Source organism: Clostridium beijerinckii (genome assembly GCF_036699995.1).
GTDB classification, from domain to species: domain Bacteria; phylum Bacillota; class Clostridia; order Clostridiales; family Clostridiaceae; genus Clostridium; species Clostridium helianthi.
The window spans coordinates 4,970,153-4,990,354 of record NZ_CP144906.1 but is presented as its reverse complement, the minus strand read 5'-3'; the positions used below and the strand labels follow the sequence as shown (position 1 = coordinate 4,990,354).

General features: G+C 29.8%; 15 protein-coding genes. 11 read left to right on the top strand and 4 right to left on the bottom strand.

The window, feature by feature from the left end; all coding sequences use genetic code 11:
• Positions 1 to 12 precede the first annotated feature (12 nt).
• Positions 13 to 927 (bottom strand): ABC transporter ATP-binding protein, encoded by a 915-nt coding sequence (locus tag PZA12_RS22655; RefSeq protein WP_103699154.1) that lies wholly within the window; start codon positions 925 to 927, stop codon positions 13 to 15.
• Positions 928 to 1,403: 476 nt separating this feature from the next.
• On the opposite strand from PZA12_RS22655, the gene PZA12_RS22650 reads away from it, so the two are divergent.
• From PZA12_RS22650 to PZA12_RS22615, 8 genes are all read left to right on the top strand, one after another.
• The gene (locus tag PZA12_RS22650) at positions 1,404 to 2,765 is read left to right on the top strand and encodes a 6-phospho-beta-glucosidase (protein ID WP_023975918.1); all 1,362 of its coding nucleotides are present in this window, start codon (positions 1,404 to 1,406) and stop codon (positions 2,763 to 2,765) included.
• 29 nt (positions 2,766 to 2,794) lie between these two features.
• Positions 2,795 to 2,938 carry a hypothetical protein gene (locus PZA12_RS22645; protein WP_181006039.1) on the top strand — a complete coding sequence of 48 codons (144 nt, stop codon included), beginning with the start codon at positions 2,795 to 2,797 and terminating at the stop codon, positions 2,936 to 2,938.
• Positions 2,939 to 2,951: 13 nt separating this feature from the next.
• Positions 2,952 to 3,815: a Cof-type HAD-IIB family hydrolase gene (locus PZA12_RS22640; RefSeq protein ID WP_103699155.1), complete on the top strand. Its 864-nt coding sequence runs from the start codon at positions 2,952 to 2,954 to the stop codon at positions 3,813 to 3,815.
• Positions 3,816 to 3,938: 123 nt separating this feature from the next.
• The gene (locus PZA12_RS22635; protein WP_077868666.1) at positions 3,939 to 5,399 is read left to right on the top strand and encodes a glycoside hydrolase family 1 protein; all 1,461 of its coding nucleotides are present in this window, start codon (positions 3,939 to 3,941) and stop codon (positions 5,397 to 5,399) included.
• 608 nt (positions 5,400 to 6,007) lie between these two features.
• Entirely contained in the window at positions 6,008 to 7,828 is a 1,821-nt protein-coding gene (locus tag PZA12_RS22630; protein ID WP_077868665.1) for an LTA synthase family protein, read from the top strand.
• A gap of 146 nt (positions 7,829 to 7,974) precedes the next feature.
• Positions 7,975 to 9,297, top strand: a complete 1,323-nt coding sequence (locus tag PZA12_RS22625; RefSeq protein ID WP_078114365.1) for a transglycosylase SLT domain-containing protein — start codon at positions 7,975 to 7,977, stop codon at positions 9,295 to 9,297.
• Between the two features lie 66 nt (positions 9,298 to 9,363).
• Entirely contained in the window at positions 9,364 to 10,785 is a 1,422-nt protein-coding gene (locus PZA12_RS22620; protein ID WP_103699156.1) for a GH25 family lysozyme, read from the top strand.
• 178 nt (positions 10,786 to 10,963) lie between these two features.
• Entirely contained in the window at positions 10,964 to 11,905 is a 942-nt protein-coding gene (locus PZA12_RS22615) for a polysaccharide deacetylase family protein (RefSeq protein WP_103699157.1), read from the top strand.
• A 202-nt stretch (positions 11,906 to 12,107) separates the two neighbouring features.
• Here the strand turns inward: PZA12_RS22615 and PZA12_RS22610 are convergent, their stop codons facing one another.
• The 3 genes from PZA12_RS22610 to PZA12_RS22600 all read right to left on the bottom strand — a co-directional run bounded on the left by PZA12_RS22610 (position 12,108) and on the right by PZA12_RS22600 (position 15,872).
• Positions 12,108 to 12,896 (bottom strand): TIGR03943 family putative permease subunit, encoded by a 789-nt coding sequence (locus PZA12_RS22610; protein ID WP_103699158.1) that lies wholly within the window; start codon positions 12,894 to 12,896, stop codon positions 12,108 to 12,110.
• Positions 12,897 to 12,974: 78 nt separating this feature from the next.
• Positions 12,975 to 14,579: a permease gene (locus tag PZA12_RS22605; protein WP_103699159.1), complete on the bottom strand. Its 1,605-nt coding sequence runs from the start codon at positions 14,577 to 14,579 to the stop codon at positions 12,975 to 12,977.
• A 417-nt stretch (positions 14,580 to 14,996) separates the two neighbouring features.
• Positions 14,997 to 15,872: an AraC family transcriptional regulator gene (locus PZA12_RS22600; RefSeq protein WP_077838633.1), complete on the bottom strand. Its 876-nt coding sequence runs from the start codon at positions 15,870 to 15,872 to the stop codon at positions 14,997 to 14,999.
• A gap of 338 nt (positions 15,873 to 16,210) precedes the next feature.
• Between PZA12_RS22600 and PZA12_RS22595 the strand changes: the two genes are divergently transcribed.
• The 3 genes from PZA12_RS22595 to PZA12_RS22585 all read left to right on the top strand — a co-directional run bounded on the left by PZA12_RS22595 (position 16,211) and on the right by PZA12_RS22585 (position 19,861).
• On the top strand, positions 16,211 to 16,885 hold the full coding sequence (locus PZA12_RS22595; RefSeq protein WP_103699250.1) for a GntR family transcriptional regulator: 675 nt from the start codon (positions 16,211 to 16,213) through the stop codon (positions 16,883 to 16,885).
• Positions 16,886 to 17,063: 178 nt separating this feature from the next.
• Positions 17,064 to 18,125, top strand: a complete 1,062-nt coding sequence (uxuA, locus tag PZA12_RS22590; RefSeq protein WP_103699249.1) for a mannonate dehydratase — start codon at positions 17,064 to 17,066, stop codon at positions 18,123 to 18,125.
• A 122-nt stretch (positions 18,126 to 18,247) separates the two neighbouring features.
• A complete protein-coding gene (locus PZA12_RS22585) occupies positions 18,248 to 19,861 on the top strand; it encodes a mannitol dehydrogenase family protein (protein ID WP_103699248.1) in 1,614 nt (537 codons plus the stop codon).
• Positions 19,862 to 20,202 lie beyond the last annotated feature (341 nt).

Here is a 20,202-nt window from a genome sequence, read left to right as displayed (position 1 = left end):
ATATACACCTCCTTAACTAACAATAGAGTTACTTTCTGTAAGTGATAAAAACAGATCCTCCAAAGTTTTCTGATTTATACTTACGAACTTTATTGCTATTCCTTCTTCGATAAACGAAGAATTAATTTTTTCAATTTTTGATACATCAACTTTTGCTATTATCGTATTGTTTATTAGTGAACTATCAATATTCCACTTGTCTTTTAATATTTTAATTCCCTTTGAATTATCACTTAGAACAAAGGAAACTTCTTTATCACTTATAAGTTCAGAGACTGAAGCGTATTTTAGTAAAGTACCACTTTTTATTATTGCAACAGTATCACACATTAATTCAACCTCAGATATCAAATGGCTAGAAACGAGAACAGCAATATTTTCTTTTTTAGCAAGATCTTTAATAATATGTCTAAACTCATTTATTCCTGAAGGATCAAGCCCATTTGTAGGCTCATCTAATATAAGAAGCTTTGGCTTATGAATAAGAGCTTGCGCAAGTCCTAACCTTTGTTTCATTCCCAAAGAATAAGTAGACACTTTCTCATTTATTCTATTCTGCATTCCTACAAGTTCAATTACTCTCGTTATATCTTCATTAGTAATATTTTTATTCATAGAAGCAAGCATCTTCAAATTTTCTAAACCACTTAAATAATTATACATATCTGGACCTTCTATAATACATCCAACTTTAGACATAGCCTTAACATAATCCTTAGTAATTGAATAGCCATCGATTAAAATTTTTCCACTAGTAGGGGAAGAAAGGCCGACAATCATTCTTAAAGTGGTAGACTTTCCAGCACCATTTGGACCAAGAAAACCCAAAACCTCACCTTCATTAATTGAAAAGGTAATGCCTTTAACTATTTCTTTATTTTTTATAGATTTATGAACATTATCTAATAACAATATTTGCTTTGCCATAGTACACCTTCTTTTTATAATTATTTTAAGATTGATTAAAGTATGGAAGATATAGTAATCTATTAAAAATTCGATTCAAATCAGTTTCCTTTGGAAAAGAATTCATGGTGAGAATAAATTCATTATAACTCTTATTATCTATTAATTTTATGTTTTATATTAAATATTACTGAAATTTGTTTAGGTATAATATTCCCATTATTTTGCTTATTGATTCCTAGTAAGTAGTTAGACTAGCTATATTATGAAACAAACTGTTTTATAAAAAAACAAATAACTAAATAGTAGCATGTGTCACTAAATCCGAAAAAATAAGGTATTTTATTTTTGGGTGTGATATCTTTTAGGTAAAGGATTACTTATATGTATTTTATAAAAAGGTAGCTCTTGTATTTTATATCCAAGGAATTTTCAGATTAGGAAAATATCCTAAATTTAAAATTTGCCTGAGGCGAGATTAAGGGAGGAAATAAGTAATGAAAAAAGAAAAAATCAAAATAGTTACTATTGGTGGAGGATCAAGTTACACTCCTGAATTAATTGAAGGGTTTATAAAAAGGAAAGATGAACTGCCTATTAAAGAAATATGGCTTGTAGATATTGAAGATGGAAAAGAGAAGTTAGAAATAGTTGGAGCAATGGCTCAAAGAATGGTTAAGGCAGCAGGATTGGATTGGAAAGTTAATTTAACTTTAGATAGGAGAGAGGCCCTTAAGGATGCGGATTTTGTGTCAACTCAATTTAGAGTAGGACTTTTAGATGCAAGAATAAAGGATGAAAGAATTCCTTTAAGCCATGGAATAATTGGACAAGAGACTAACGGTGCTGGTGGTATGTTTAAAGCATTTAGAACAATTCCAGTAATATTAGACATAATAGACGATATGAGAGAGTTATGCCCTAATGCATGGCTTGTTAACTTCACAAATCCATCAGGAATGGTGACTGAAGCAGCTATAAAATATGGCGGATGGGACAGAACTGTTGGACTATGCAATGTTCCAATCAACTGTATAGAAGATGATGCAAAGATGCTTGGAGTTCCTTCAAGTGAATTATTCTTTAAGTTTGCTGGATTAAATCATTTCCATTGGCATAGAGTATGGGATAAGGAAGGTAATGAAAAAACTGCAGAAGTAATTGAAAAATTGTACAATCCATTATTAGCAGAAGAAAAGAAAGATGCAGGAGTTGCCAACATTAAAGATATCAAGTTTAACTATGAGCAGATTAAAGACTTGGGAATATTACCTTGTCCGTATCATAGATATTACTATATTACAGATGATATGTTGATGGAAGAACTTGAAAGTTACTCAAAAGGTGAAACTAGAGCAGAGGTTGTAAAAAGGACAGAGGCAGAATTGTTTGAATTATATAAAGATCCAAAGCTTGACTATAAACCAGAACAATTGACTAAGAGAGGTGGAACTCACTACAGCGATGCTGCCTGTGAATTAATTGCTTCAATCTACAATGACAAGAGAACAACTATGGTAGTTAGCACAAAGAATAATGGCGCATTAGAGGATCTTCCATATGACTCTATAGTAGAAGTTTCAAGTACAATCACGTCTCATGGACCAGAACCGATTAATTTTGGAAAGTTTGACCCAGCGCCAAGAGGTATGGTTCAAATAATGAAGGGAATGGAAGAAACAACAATTTCAGCAGCAGTTACAGGGAACTACAACAAAGCTCTTCATGCATTTACAATAAATCCATTAGTTCCAAGTGGACAAATTGCTAAAAATTTATTAGATGAAATGTTACTTGCACATAAAAAACACTTACCACAATTTGCTGAAAGAATAGAAAAACTAGAGAAAAATAAGTAGTAAACTTTGCAAAATCAGAAGAACAAAGAATGTTTAATAATAAATTTCAAGGATTGCTAAATGATTTCTTATATGGAGGAGCAATAGCTGCAAACCAATTTGAAGGTGGATATCTAGAATTAGAAGGCGGAACGTATTATCCAAGTCATGAAGCAATAGATTGTTATTATTAGGGAGTAGAAAAATATGATAAAATTTATTGTATCAGATATGGATGGAACATTACTTGGAAAAAATAATGATATACCTGAAGAAAATTTAAAGGCTATAAGCAAAGCAGAAGAAATGGGAGTAAAGTTCGTATTTGCTAGTGGAAGAATGTATGAAGATATTAAGCCATTTCTTGATAGATATAATTTAAAGTGTGAATGTATAGTATTAAATGGTGCAGAATATAGAGATAAAGACGGAAATATATTAGAAGGAATTTATATGGACAAAAGTAAGCTTAAGGACATTTTAGAGATAATAAAAAGAGATGGTCTTAATGTTGAGATATACACGGATAAAGGATTATATACTACTAATACTAAAGAAGAATCTTTAAAAGGAAGTGTACTTAGGGTCAAATATTTTCATCCAGAAGTTACAAATAATGAAGAAATCCTTAAGATGGCAAAAGAAGAACAGCATTTTGTAATTTTAAAGTATATTGATAATATAGATGAATTTTTAAGTAGAGATATTAAAATAGGAAAAATTGAGTCTTATGGTGAATGTGAAGATAAGCTTTTTGAATTAAAGGAAGAGCTTAAAACCATAGAGGGGCTTGCAATTGCATCAAGTATTACAATTAATCTAGAAATAAATCATATAGAAGCTCAAAAAGGAATTATATTAGCTAAGATTTCAGATAAAAAGAGAGTAAAAAAAGAGGATGTTGTTGTAATTGGAGATGGGTTTAACGACTATTCAATGTTTACTGAATTTCCTATATCTTTTGCTATGGAAAATGCAATCCCTGAGATAAAAGAAATAGCAAAATATATAACAGATGCAAATTATAATTCTGGAGTGGCTAAAGCTGTTTATAAAATTTTACACCTATAAAAAGAGCAGCTATGCACATCTGAAAAGAGTGGCTTTGCCACAATACGGAACTTTCCTGCAATACGGATCATTGTACAAATAAACTTATACAGTTAACTGTAAACTGAAGAAAGTGGGGATAAAATGTTAAATAATAAATTTCAAGGATTGCCAAAGGATTTCTTATGGGGAGGAGCAACCGCTGCAAACCAATTTGAAGGTGGATATAGAGAGGGTGGAAAAGGCCTTAGCACATCAGACGTTATGACAGGTGGTACACATACTACACCAAGAAGAATAACTCCAGAATTAGAAGAAGGAACGTATTATCCAAGTCATGAAGCTATAGATTTTTATCATCACTATAAAGAAGACATTAAATTGTTTGCTGAGATGGGGTTTAAGACCTTTAGAATGTCAATAAATTGGACTAGAATTTTTCCGAATGGTGATGAGTTAGAACCAAATGAAGAAGGATTAAAATTCTATGATGATGTTTTTGCAGAATTAAAAAAATACAACATTGAGCCATTAGTTACAATATCTCACTATGAAACACCTTTTGGTTTAACTAAAAAGTATAATGGGTGGGCAAGTAGAGAAGTTATTGATTGTTATGTTAGATATTGCAACACAATATTTAACAGATATAAGGATGTCGTAAAATATTGGCTCACATTCAACGAAATAAATTGTTTAACAATGCCATTTGGTACATTTATGGGTGGTGGAATTTTATTGGATAAAGGTGGTGAACTTGAATTTAATAAAGAGATTGATGATAGTAGACAAATAAGATTTCAAGCTCTTCATCACCAATTCATTGCAAGCGCAAAAGCTGTTAAACTGGCACACCAAATTAATACAGATTTCAAGGTAGGATGTATGATTGCATATATGACAACATATCCTTATACATGTAATCCGGAAGATGTACTTTTAGCTCAGGAAAGAGATAATTTGAATAATTTTTTATGTTCTGATGTTCAAGTAAGAGGAGCTTATCCTGGTTTTGCAAAGAGATTTTTTAGAGAGAATAATATAGAAATAAAGATGGAAGAAAATGATGAGCAAATTCTAAAGGAAGGTTGTGTAGATTTCTATACATTTAGTTATTATATGTCAAACTGTTCAAGCACAGATCCAGAATTAGAAAGAACATCTGGAAATATACTTGGAGGTGTAAAGAATCCATATCTTAAAGCAAGTGATTGGGGATGGCAAATTGACCCTAAAGGATTAAGATGGACATTAAATAATATTTATAATAGATATCAAATTCCTTTAATGGTTGTGGAAAATGGTTTAGGTGCTGTGGATAAAGTTGAAGAAGATGGATCGATTAATGATGGATATAGAATTGACTATTTAAAAGCACATATTGAAGAGATGAAAGAAGCAGTTAATGATGGAGTAGAATTAATAGGATATACTCCTTGGGGATGTATTGATTTAGTTAGTGCATCAACTGGAGAAATGAAAAAAAGATATGGATTTATTTATGTTAATAAAGATAATGATGGAAATGGAGACTTAAGTAGATCAAGAAAAAAGAGTTTTTATTGGTATAAGAAAGTAATAGAAAGTAATGGAGAAGAACTTTAATATAAACTATATTTAAATATAAAACTTACTGAAATGAGTATAATACTTTTATTGTGATTTCTAATGAAACACTTAATAAAAGTATTATACTCAATTTTTTTATATAAAACATATTAATGGAGAAATTTTAATTGTGGAGTATTAGGAATATGAAAAAAGAAGGGATATGTTTGATATATTAATGTAGTTTATTTAAATTATAAGTTTTATTTTGGATAAAAGTATGCAATTTTGATGTAAATCAGGAATTTGCACAAGTAGCTTTTATCCTTTTTTTATCTTAATATGTAAATGATTCCGGGTTGATATTATATAGGTTCTAGTGTAATTTATTAATTATAAAGCTATTTAATCGCATTACTTGATATTTTAAGATAAACTTTGATTAATTAAGCTCTTAAGCGTCGATAAATTAAGGAAATTATAAAATATTTAATAATAATAAGTAATTTTAAACTTATGATAATTAGTAATAATGATTTATAATTTAAGTAAGATTCATATTAACATTAAAATATTGTAATTATCTTTTAATAAAATTATATTGGTAAAAGATAAAGTTTGAGTTATAATGTAGGAAGAAAAATGGATATTAATGGAGAATGAAAATGGAAACAAAAGAAAGAATGAAAAATTTAGTTCGAAGAAATTGGTTATTTATATTTATGGTAGCAATGTTACAAGCTAAATCAACATTGCTATTATCTATGCTAAGGACACAAGATTCATCAAGTATAAGTTTAGGAAGTGCTTATTTTGATAGTCCAGTACTTTGGGTGCATATAGCAATAATAGTATTAGTATGCAGTCCAATATTTCTTTTTAAAGAAAGGGGGAGGCTTGGTGCTGCCTTAATAATAGATATTTTAGTGACAATTCTTTTTGTTGCAGATATCTGGTATTATCGTTCAAATGAAACCTTTTTATCTATAAGACATTTAATGCATACTGAGATATTTAATCCGGAAGGCAAAAGTTTATTTAATTTTAGAATAGTGGATTTAGTATTTATCATTGACTTTGTAATGCTCTTCTTAATACATAAGTTTATTAAAGTTAAAGAAGCGAATGAAAGTCAAGCATATTTTAGGATAGCAAAGACCTTGTATGTATTTATCGCAAGTGCACTTGTTATATGGCTTGGTTATTACACAGTAGATGTCAAGCAAATGGATCAAGGGAAAAATGTATTTAGATTGTCTTGGGCGCCATTTCAGACTTTTGGAGATATGAGCCCACTTGGATATCATGGTTTTGATATTCAGTTCTATAAAAATAAAAATAAGACTTTAACAGAAGAAGACAAGAAAGAAATAGAAAATTGGTTTAGCGCTAATAAGGAAGATTTACCTGACAATAGTTACAAGGGAATGTTTAAAGGGAAAAATGTAATTGCACTACAGGTAGAGTCTTTGGAGAACTTTGTAATTAATGAAAAAGTGTATGGACAAGAAATAACACCAAATTTAAATAAGCTATTATCAAATAGCTTGTATTTTAATAATATACGCGAACAAAATAATTCTGGAACAAGTTCAGATTGTGATTTGATGGTTAATGCATCAGTACTTCCTATAAGAGAAGGCACTACAGTATATTCTTATCCTTGGAGTCAATATAATACACTCCAAAATATTTTAGAAGGTAAAGGATATTCTACAGTTTCTACCCATGCAGAACCACCTGGGAATTGGAATTGGACAGAAATGCATAAAAGTTATGGGGCTGATAAAATATTAGATGTAGGAAAGTTTAATCAAGATGAAATTATAGGTTTGGGACTTTCAGATGAATCATATTTAAAGCAAGTAGCTCAAAAGTTACAAGATGAAAAACAACCTTATTATGCATTTATGACTACGTTGACAAGTCATGGCCCTTTTGAGATGCCAGAAGATAAAAAATATTTGAATCTACCTAAGGAACTTGATGATAATATGTTAGGAAAATATTTTCAATCTGTAAGATATACCGATGAGGCTATCGGAAAGTTTATAGCAGAATTAGATAAGGAAGGTTTATTGGATAATACGGTAGTTATGATTTACGGTGATCATTGTGGTGTTCATAAGTTTTATGAACAAGATATAGAAAATGCACCTTTAGAAGGAGATTGGTGGAAGGATAATCAAAGAAAAATTCCTTATATTATTTACTCAAAGAACTCAAAATCAGAAGTCATATCAACAGCTGGTGGGCAAACAGATTTTAAACCGACAATATTATACTTGCTTGGCGAGGATAGAAGTGAATTTGAGAATAATTCAATAGGAAGAGTATTAGTAAATACGAATAGAGATGCTACAATTTTAAATGAAGGTCAAATTGTAGGAAATCCAAAAGATGAAAAAGAAGTAAAGCATCTAAAAGATGAATTCAAAGTTTCGGAAGCCATCATTGAAAAAAATTATTTTAAAAATAATAAATAACATTAATAAATTATAAAATACATAATTAATACTGATTTTTAATGATAAATTTTAATATGAAATTTAACTTTTTAAAATCAGTATTAGTTATTTAGTCAAATAACATTTTTTATTAAGAATCAGTTAAAAGGAAGTGATGGATTACTTTGAATATTAAAAAAGTACTTACAGTTTTATCAGCATTAATTGCACTAAGCTTCATTCCAACATTAAATGTACAAGCAGATGTTACTGATACAAATATAACATCAAGCATTGGTTGGAAAAACGAAAATGGATCTTGGTATTATTATAAGTCTGACAACACAAAAGCAATTGGATGGATTAAACCGGATAATAATTGGTATCATTTAGATGAAGATAGTGGTAAAATGACAACTGGATGGTTAGAGGATAAAGGAAACTGGTACTATATGGATGATAATGGGGCTATGGTAAAAGGATGGAAAAAGTTAGATGGCGATTGGTATCTTTTGACTGATTCGGGTGCTAGGGCAACTGGAATTCAGCAGGATAATTCTAATTTGTATTATTTCAAAGATTCAGGGGTTATGGCTACAAATATTGGATGGACTAAGATAAATGATAAATGGTACTATTTTGATAAAGATGGGAAGATACATACTGGATGGATTGAGAATAATGATAAGTGGTATTACTCAAACGATGATGGAAGTATGGTAACTGGTACTGATAAAATAGGAAATATAACATATGTGTTTAGCGATACTGGTGAGATGGAAACTGGATGGGTTAATGTGAACAATAACTGGTATTATTTCAATACTGATGGAAGTGTTGCGACAGGGTGGATAAATCTTGATGGAGCATGGTATTACCTAAATGATAATGGATCAATGGCGACAGGATGGGTTACATCAAATGGAAGCGATTATTACTATTTAGATCCTACTTCAGGAAAAATGCTAACGGATACTACCATAGATGGATATAAGATTGGGTCGGATGGAAAAAGGTATAAGACGTTTAATCAAATTCCTTTAAGCACTAGCTCGAAGGGGTCAGGTGATACTATGAAAAAAATATATAACTCAGTAAATGATTCGGCAAATAAATATGGACTAGATTCAAAATTGATACTAGCTATAATTAAAGCAGAGTCAGATTTTGATCCAAAAGCAACGTCAAGCTCAGGCGCAACTGGATTGATGCAGATTATGCCTCAGAATTATTCATATCTTGGAATGACTGACGGATATGATATAGAGCAAAATATCGATGGAGGGTCAAAATTACTAAAAGAATATCTAAACCAATTTAATGGTGATGTAAAAATAGCAATAGCAGCTTATAATGCTGGACCACAAAATGTAAAAAAAGATGGAGTTTTATCAGATGATGATTTATGTAAGATGTCGCAAGGGGTTCAGGATTATGTTGAGAGAGTAATGCAATATTACAAGGATGAAAGCATTGCTATAGATGGAAAAAATCTTATAGAAACATAAAATTAATTTCGTATTCAATTTAATCATATTTTAGCTAAAAAATAAAAAAGGGAGTGACAGGTTGTTTTGAATATTAAAAAGAGACTAACAATATTATCTGTATTAATTGTACTAATTTTAATTCCAGGATTAAATGTACAAGCTGCAACTAGTGATACTAATATAACCTCCAATATTGGTTGGAAGAATGAGAATGGAGTTTGGTATTATTATAAGTCGGATAATACAAAAGCGATTGGATGGATTAAACCAGATAATAATTGGTACTATTTAAATGAAGATGACGGTAAAATGAAAACTGGGTGGGTAAAAGATAAAGGTAATTGGTATTTCTTAACTGATTCAGGTGCTATGGCAACTGGAATCCGAGATGATGGCTCAAATTTGTACTATTTCAAAGATTCAGGAGTAATGGCAACCAATAGTGGATGGAGTAAAATAAATGATAAATGGTATTACTTCGATAAAGGGGGAAAAATTCATATTGGATGGATCAAGAATAATAATAAATGGTACTATTTAAAGAATGATGGAAGTATGGTAACTGGTATTAATAAGATAGACGGTACAACATACAAATTTACTGATAGCGGAGATATGGAAACTGGATGGATTACTATAAACAATAACTGGTATTACTTTAATAATGATGGAAGCATGGCAACAGGATGGGCTTATCTTAATGGAGCGTGGTATTACTTAGACAAAGACACAGGAAAAATGCTTACTAACACTACTAAAGATGGATATAAGATTGGATCTGATGGTAAGAGGTATGAAGATTCAAGCCAAAATACTTCTGGACCAAGTGGCAGCGGAAGTGCGTCAAATCAAAGTTCTACTGGATCAAGTAGTAGTGGAAGCACTCCAGGGCAAAGTTCTTCCGGTTCAAGCAGTAGTGGGAACACTTTAAGCAAATATTATGGTATAGATATTAGTAATTATGATGGGTACATAGATTTTAATTCAGTAAAATCAAGTGGAGTTCAATTAGTGTATATAAAAGCAACTGAAGGAACAACTTTTATAGATCCGTATTTACAGGCTAATTATAATGGGGCTTCATCAGCTGGATTAAAGGTTGGTTTCTATCACTTCTTAGTTGGGACAAGTGCTCCGGAAACTCAAGCTGATAATTTTTATAATAGCATAAAGGATAAAAGAAACGATTTGAAGCCAATGTTAGATATAGAAGCTACAGGATTTGACATTATGGATTATGCTTTAAGATTTATAGCCGAATTCAAGAAAGTAAGTAATATGGATATAGGTATATACACATATAGCAGCTTCATTAGCAATCTAGACGGCAGATTATCTAACTATCCTTTATGGGAAGCAAATTATAATAACACTCCATTTCAAAATCTGCCAACAAATAAAATATGGTTTTCAAGAGTTGGACATCAATACAGTGAGACAGGATTTGTTAATGGAATAAACCATGATGTTGATTTAGATGAATTTACACAAGGAGTTTTCAAATAATTAGCTACAAATACTCAGTATATATGTTGCAATAGTATACTTAACCTTAAAAGTTCTAATAAGACGAATATTTAATTAAGGTAAATTATAGAATTCAATTGCAACATATACTTAATATGCTGCTATCTAATAAAAAATTATTAAGACACACATAGATAAGACATAAGAGGGATGAAAAATGAAGTATAACAATAGAAATAACCCAAATAAAAACATTAAAGTAGCAAAGATCACTATTCTAGTTATTATTATTTCCATATTGGTTATAACATTAGGAAATATAGTAATGCAAAAATTTTCAAATAATACAAAAACTGTACAAGCGCTTGATGATAACCAGAATGCAAAATCTGAATCAAGTGATAATCAGAGTAAAAGCGAAACAGATAGTGACGCACTTAAATCAGAAAGTAATTCGGAAGTAGAAAACTCAGCATTTGTAGAAAAATATTTAAATCAACAAATGAAAGGGCAAAGGCCTGATGGAGCTGATGGTAAGAAAGTTGTTTATTTGACTTTTGATGATGGACCATCAGAAACAGTTACTCCACAGATATTAGATATTCTTAAGAAAGAAGATGTACATGCAACCTTCTTCCTTATAGGAAAATATATAGATAAAGATCAGGCAAGCAAAGATTTAGTAAAAAGGGAATTTGATGAAGGTAATGCAATAGGTAATCATACTTATTCGCATGATTACAACTACTTATATCCAAATGGAAAAATAAATTTAGAGAATTGTATGTCCGATTTTGAGAAAACAAATCAATCTTTGAAAAATATTTTAGGACAAGATTTTGTGGCAAGAGCTGTTAGATTCCCAGGGGGACAAATGACTTGGGATAAGAAAGATCCGTCAGGAGCAGAAGCTATGGACAAAGCATTGCATGACAAGGACTATCATCAAATTGATTGGAATTCGTTATCTGGAGATGCAGAAGGTGCTCCTAAAAAAGCAGAACAGTTAAAACAAGAAGTTATAAAAACTGTGGCAAACAGGGAAAAAGCAATAATATTAATGCATGATACGTACGGAAAAGAAGAAACAGGAAAAGCCTTGCCAGAAGTTATAGAATATTTAAAGGGACAAGGATATGAATTTAAAATTATAAAATAATTATTAGGCAACTGGACTTGTTGTTTTGGGGATTATGCCTTATATGACTATGCTAATTTTCATTTAATGTTTATATAGCTCTTTATGCTAATAAAACACTAAATGAAAGTGGCATAGTTTATTTTTTTATATAAAGATAATTTTTTATACTCCAATTAATAGTAAGGTTTATGACATATTGAATTTAGATAGTTAATGATTTTTAAAATGGATATAAGTATTCAGTTTTTGGATTAGGATCTTTTTCTATATGTTCGACTACTATAACTGGGTTCACTGCATACTTAACTGTTTCAGTTTTAAGTTTGCCCCTTATTTTTACCCATGTATCCTTACTGTAGATTTCTTGATTATTACTATCACATTTAATTCCTACAACTTGTAAATCAGCGGCACAGCACGCCATTACAAATCTACCCACTATGAATTCATTATCGTTAAGGGTTGTGTCTTTATAAACAAATCCTGTTATTTCTATTTCTTGTCCATCATAGTTATTTGCGTTCTCTGTGAGTTCATCAAAGGAGTGCAGAAAATTGTTGATATCTACTTCTATAACATTATCTTTAATATGTAAATCATCATCATATTTACCCTGTTCAACATTGTTGATCTTTTGGTCTGAGGGATTAGGCTTAGAATTGTCATAAGTTAAATTGGTGCTTAATGATCCGCTAAAATTTGCACCTATATCATCATTTTTTATTGAAGAATTAGCACCAGTACTTTGCATGAAAAATACCATAACTAAGGGAATGATGAAGACTACATAATTCCTTAACTTGATACTCTTCTTTTTGGTGCGACGACTGTCTGTAATTAGAAATACCGCAATTGCAAACATTGCTAGCATTCCCAAAATAGCAAAAGGAATAATTCTTGGATGTACATACATTATTATTCCATTATTCCTAATTATCTTAAAATAAAATATTCCAAAGCATAGCAATATCAGTATTTTAATAATTATATCTGAGCTAATTCTTTTCATATGCGACCTCTTTCAATTAAATTTTTCTATAATATCTATAGAATATATGATGATGTATTAATCTATTTTTCAATACTATCAAGTTAATTTGCAGTTAATCAAAATGCTAAATGATACTAAAATAATAGTAAATATTAATTTTAATACAAATTTCTTTTTAAAGCTTCCAAAAAGCATCAGTGTATTTTTTACATCTAACATGGGTCCAACTACTAAAAATCCAAGTATAGAGCTTATTGGAAAGGATCTTAAAAAACCTTTGGCAACAAATGCATCTGAAGTTGAACAAACTGAAAGTAAAAAAGATAATAAAATCATTACCAGAAGAGAAACTCTACTATCATTAGAAATGTAAGTATTGCTACCTATAAATGCCATACTTTGAAAAATACTAGATAAAAAAGTTCCAATAATCATATATTTACCTATATTAAAAAATTCATCTCCTGCATGAACGAATATTGCATTGACTTTTTGTAGCTTATTTTTTGAATAATCCTGTTTACCATCACAAAAACCGCAATCACATGCATCTATATCAGAATTATTTTTTAAAATTTCTTCATCATTCTTAGTAGTAAACTGCATAATTAAACCTACTAAAACAGAGATTAATATTCCAGCAGCTAACCTGTAAATTACGACAGATACCATACCTGGAAAAGCATAGAGAGTTGCAATAATTGCTATTGGATTTACAATTGGCGCTGCAAGCATAAAAGTAATTCCTGCTGCTATAGGAACATTCTTTTTCATAAGTCCTTTAACCACAGGGATTGTCCCACAATCACATATTGGAAATAATAAACCTGAAAAAGCTGCAATTACACAAGATAAAAAACTATTTTTTGAAAATAGTTTAATAAATGTATCTCTTGATATACAAATTTGAATTATTGAAGATACAAAGCTCCCAATAAGAATGAAGGGAAAACCTTGAATTAATATACTTATAAATACATCATAAAATTTTTTAAATCTATCTAAATGCGCACTGGATATCTTAATATTTAATGTGGACATGGTAATCAAAAAAATGAGTAAAAATAGCACAAAACATGAATATAAAAAAGTATTAAAGAATGAAAAACAATACCTTTTAGTTTTCACATACTCTTTTCTATTTGATATTTCATCATCTATTATGTATACATGCCTTAGTATATCAGCAGTTTCATTAATATTTTCAATTTCTTTTTGTATGCTTAAAAGTCCCTTTTTATCTAACTCGTCAACATTGTTCAAAATTATAGTTTCACTATTAAAAATATGAGTGCTAATAATACTTTTCATATTTCTGAAATACATATTAAAGCTTGTTGCATCAATAGTATTTATTATGTTATCAATTCTACATATACTCTTTATCTTTTTTGTATTAAATATATTAATTATTTTAGTAGAATCCTTTATACCATTAATTTCCATAAAAATTCTATTTGGAGCATGTTTACTTACGATTTCGGTTATATAATTTTCATCAATTTCTTTATTCTTATCAACATTAATTACTACAATTGAATTTTTATTATTCAAGTCATCCTGTATTTGACAGTCTCCAAATTCATCTTGGATAACAACGATAGCTTCATCTTGTAATTCTTTTCTTTTTAGCATAGAATTTATAAAACTCGTTTTTCCAGAGCCAAGAAATCCAAGAACTATTTCTACATTTGCTTTCATATTTTCACCTCAAAAAAGCCTATTCTAATTATTTGCGGATTTTTTATTTTAACAAGTTTTGGTATACATTTAAATAAATTATATATATCTACATAAAAAATTACAAGAATAGTACTTACATATGCTATTCTTGTAATAAATTATTAATAATGATTTTGTATCTCGTGCATTTAAAATTTATTAATTAAAAAATTAAGTGAAATCCTTAAAGTATTTCGTTGATGTACATATGTTGCAATTAGTTCTATATATTATATGCCTTGTCTAGTTATTTTGTAATTACATAAATTTTAGCACAGTTTTGTTAGTGAAAAAGATATATCACATGAATTTAAATATGTTATTTCTCTTTTTAAATAGAAAAAGCTATTTAAATATTCATTATAAAACTAAATATTATAGAACTACTAATATTTATTATTTCTTCAAATTAGATTCAACCATAAGTTCATAGAATTGTTTAGGGGAAATGTTGTATTCATTCTTAAAGGCTCTAAAAAAATTTGAGTAATCACCAAATCCAGATTGTTTGTAAACACTATTTATGGGATGATTTTTAAGAATTAATTCTTTAGCTTGTATTAATTTTTTTTGTACGATATACCTATGGATTGTAGTACCAGTATACTTTTTGAATTCTCTAGACAAATGGAATTTACTAAGATAAAATTCTTTAGAAAGCTCATTAATTGTAAGTTCTTCATTAATATGATTATTAATATATTCAACTATTCCATCAATTAAGCTACTCTTAGTTACATCAATGTCAAAATCAGATTTATGACTTAAAACAAGATTATTTAACTGTATGACAAGTTCTATAATATAGGCTTTATATAATAAGTCTTTGCCTAAACCTTTGTAGTTTTCGAGTTCAAGTAGTTTGCTAAGTTGAGCCCTTACATTTTGCTGAATTTGAAAATCAGCTCTTATAACATTTGTTTTCTCTACGTTTTCAAAGCACTGGGTAAGATCCGTTTCTGGCGTTGACAGTTCACGTAGAAAAGATTTGTTGATCCAGAGTACAATACGCTCATAAGGAACTTTCATACTATTAATAACAGCTCGGTGTAGTTCTCTTGTATTGATTAATACCATGTCACCTGACTTTAGATTGTATGACTTACCTTCTATCAAATATGTAACATCTCCAGAAAGGTATAGATAAAACTCATAAAAGTCATGATTGTGTAGGTATTGAAATGGCACATCAGTATTTAAGAAGTGAAAGATTTCGTAGTCACTAGAAAGCATATGTTTGCGTGTAAAAAACTCATGTATTTTTCTTTTCATTGATATCACCTCTTCAACGAATTGTATAAATTGCGATAAAGTTACTGAATTATTAAACAATTAAACGTTTTAAATTACGAAAGAGATTATTTATATAAGTAATTTTTAATAAAACTGAGGTTCATTATATTTTACTATAGCAATTTTTGCAAGTTTTGAAGCAATTAAAACATATTTTTTATACAGTTGTATAGCTATAATTTAATCATAGCAATTAGGGAAAAGCAAGTGAAAAGATTTACTATACAAGTCTTTGTAAACGATTCTTAGACAGCAAGACTATACTCATAGTTACCATACAAGTATGGTAAAACACGCCAATGGGGGAGAATATAAGTATGACTTTTAAAATAAGCAAGAATTCTACAAGTAAAGCTATATATCATAATCTCAGAGAAGAAATTATAAATCTATATCTTGAGCCTGGTACAAGCATTTCTGAAAAAGAACTTTCAGAAAAATATAGAGTAAGCAGAACTCCAGTCAGAGAAGCTCTTGTCCGTTTAGCTCAAGAAGGCTTAGTACAAATTTATCCTCAAAAAGGCACAGTTGTTTCATTAATTGACTTATCTGCTGTTGAAGAAGAAAGATTTTTACGTGAGCATTTAGAAAGAGCTGTAGTAAAAGAAGCGTGCATGGAATTTTCAGAGGAAAATATATTAGCTTTGGAAATGAATTTAAAGTTTCAAAAAATGTATATAGAAAATAAAGACTATAAAAAATTATTTAATACGGACGAGGAATTTCACAAGATAATTTTTGAAGGATGTAGCAAAAAGAGGATATGGAATAGTATTAATGATGGAAGTACCGAATTTCAAAGAATTCGTGTATTAAGATTAACAGTTAATTCTAGTTGGGATAATATCTATCTGCAGCATAAAGAAATATTTAATGCTATAAAAAATAAAAATCCAGAGATGGCAGAAGAATTCATGAAGAAGCATTTAAATATGGTCATCTTTGATAAAACACAAGTAAGAGAAAGTTATCCCAATTATTTCAAAGATTAGGATTATATAACACACTTAAATATTAGATGCTATGATATAAAACCATCTGATATTAAAACGAATTTTGAATTTAGGGAGGTGAGGCCTATATAGAGCATTCAATTTAAACTCTTTATATGCTGGCAAAAAAACTATACGGTAAAACCAAATTAGATAAAATGACAGGAGGTATATTATTATGAAAATGGGTTTCAGATGGTATGGTGATGGTAACGATACCGTAACACTTGATCAAATTAAACAGATTCCCGGTGTAGAAACGATTGTTTGGGCTCTTCATGATATGGCAGCTGGTGATGAATGGCCGATGGAAAAAATTCTTGAAGTAAAGAAATCAGCTGATAAATATGGATTTAATTTAGATGTTGTTGAAAGTGTTAATGTTCATGAGGACATTAAATTAGGACTTCCAACTAGAGATAAATATATTGAAAATTACAAAAAGACAATAGAGAAACTAGCCAAGGTTGGCGTAAAAGTAATTTGCTATAACTTTATGCCGGTATTCGATTGGTTGAGAACTGACTTGTATAAAAAAACAGAAGATGGTTCAACAGCTCTTTTCTATGAAAAAGCAAGGATTACAGATATAGATCCAATGGAGTTGGTTAACAAGATAGCATCAAATCCAGATCTTACAATGCCAGGTTGGGAGCCAGAAAGATTAAAGAATCTGACACAACTTTTTGAAGCATATAAAAATGTTACAGAAGAAGATTTATGGAGTAATTTGAAATATTTCTTAGAGCAAATTATTCCTGTAGCTGAAATCAATGATATTAAGATGGCAGTTCATCCGGATGATCCACCTTGGTCAATATTTGGTTTACCAAGAATAGTTAAAAGTAGAAACGACTTAGCAAGATTATTACAGCTTGTTGATAGTCCATATAACTGCCTTACTCTTTGTAGTGGTGCTATAGGTTCAAATCCTAATAACGATGTGCCAGCAATGATAAGAGAATTTGGAAACAGAATTGCCTTTGCTCATATTAGAAATGTAAAGATTTATGAAAATGGTGATTTTATTGAAACATCTCATAGAACTTGTGATGGCTCATTAGATATATGTGATATAGTGAAAGCTTATCACGAAGTTGGGTTTACAGGATATGTAAGGCCAGATCATGGAAGACATATCTGGAATGAGCAGTGTAGACCAGGTTATGGACTTTATGATAGAGCACTTGGAATTATGTATTTATGGGGAATTTGGGATACATTACAAAGAAATAAATAATGTTTAGGAATAAACAAAATTGGATATTGCAAGAAAAGCTTAGATTTATTAATCCTAATATATAAAAGATAATTAAAATTTGTAATGCCATTAATAATAGTTTTTAAGAGGTGAAAATAGGAATGAGTAATGCCAAATTAATACTAAGCAAAGAAAGTATTAAAAACAGAGAGTTATGGGAAAATGCTGGAATAGAACTTCCAAAGTTCGATCATGATAAGATGTCAGCTTCAACTAAGGAAAATCCTACTTGGGTGCACTTTGGAGCAGGAAATATATTTAGAGGATTTATAGCAATGCTGCAACAAGAACTTTTAAACAATAAAAAAGTAACTGGAGGTATTGTTGCTGTAGAAGGATATGACTATGAAATAATAGATAAAATTTATGCGCCTCATGATGATTTAAGTTTGTTAGTAATTATGAAACCAGATGGAAGCTTGGAGAAAAAAGTTGTAGGAAGCATAGGAGAAAGCCTAGCTTGTGACTATTCAAGAGAAGAAGATTGGAATATATTGAAAGATATATTTTCAAATCCAGCATTACAAATAGCAAGTTTTACGATAACTGAAAAAGGTTATAGTGTAAAAAATCTATCCAAAGAGGATATAACAGATGGATTAGAACATCCTGTAAGTATTATTGCTAAAGCTACTTCCTTAGCATATGTGAGATATAAGAATGGACAACTTCCAATAGCTTTTGTAAGTATGGACAATTGTTCAAAAAATGGTGAAAAGCTTCATGATGCAATGGAAACAATAGCAAAGAAATGGACTGAAAATGGATTAGTTGATAAAGGCTTTTTACAATATATCAATGATGATAAAAAGGTATCGTTCCCTTGGAGTATGATAGATAAAATTACGCCTAGACCATCTCAAAGTGTTAAAGATACTTTAGGAGAAAACGGCTTTGACAGTACTGAGATTATATGTACTAATAAGAATACTTATATTGCACCTTTTGTAAATGCAGAAGGACCTCAATATCTTGTTATAGAAGATGATTTCCCAAATGGACGAATGGCATTAGAAGAGGCTGGAGTATTTTTAACAAACAGAGAAACAGTCGAGAGAGTTGAAAAAATGAAAGTTTGTACTTGTTTAAATCCTCTACACACTTCTTTAGCAGTCTTTGGATGTTTACTTGGATATAATTTAATTGCAGACGAAATGAAAGACCAAACTCTAAAGAAACTAGTAGAAAAGATTGGGTACGACGAAGGAATGCCAGTTGTTGTTGATCATGGAATATTAAAGCCTGAAGATTTTATCAAAGAAGTACTAGAAGTTAGACTTCCGAACCCATATATACCAGATACTCCTCAAAGGATTGCATCAGATACATCTCAAAAGGTTGGTATAAGATTTGGAGAGACAATCAAGGCTTACAGAGATAGAGTAGATTTAGATCCTAAAAACCTTAAATATATTCCACTTGTTATTGCAGGTTGGTGCAGATATTTAATGGGAATAGCTGATGATGGTAATGCAATGGAATTAAGTCCAGATCCATTATTAGACGAACTAAAGAAATATGTAGCTAATATAAAATTAAGTACTACAGAACAATTAGGAGATACTCTAAAACCAATACTAATGAATGAAGAAATTTTTGGTGTAGATCTTTATTTTATAGGATTAGGAGAAAAAATTGAAGGTTATTTCAATGAAATGATTTCTGGAACTGGTGCTGTTAGAGCAACTTTAGAAAAGTATTTAGAATGCAGATAGTTTATGGTGAAATTAAGATATGTAAAAAATAACATTTTTATCATTCCAGTTTATTATATTCTGCCAAATAATATAAACAAAGAATGATAAAAATGCTAAGAAAATTATTAAGAAATACATTATAACACAAATTGTACTAACTAACAATCTTGCTTAGATTATGAAGATTTAAAGAAATATTAGAGTTGGGAACATAATCTAAGTAATGAAAATTTACAAAGATTAGTGTAAAAGAAAACGTTATAGTAGGGTGTTGGATATATAAAGATTACGATAATGTACTCTAATTAGTAGAGTGTGTACCGTTAAAGAAAATCCATTCAATACTTTACAAATATTAA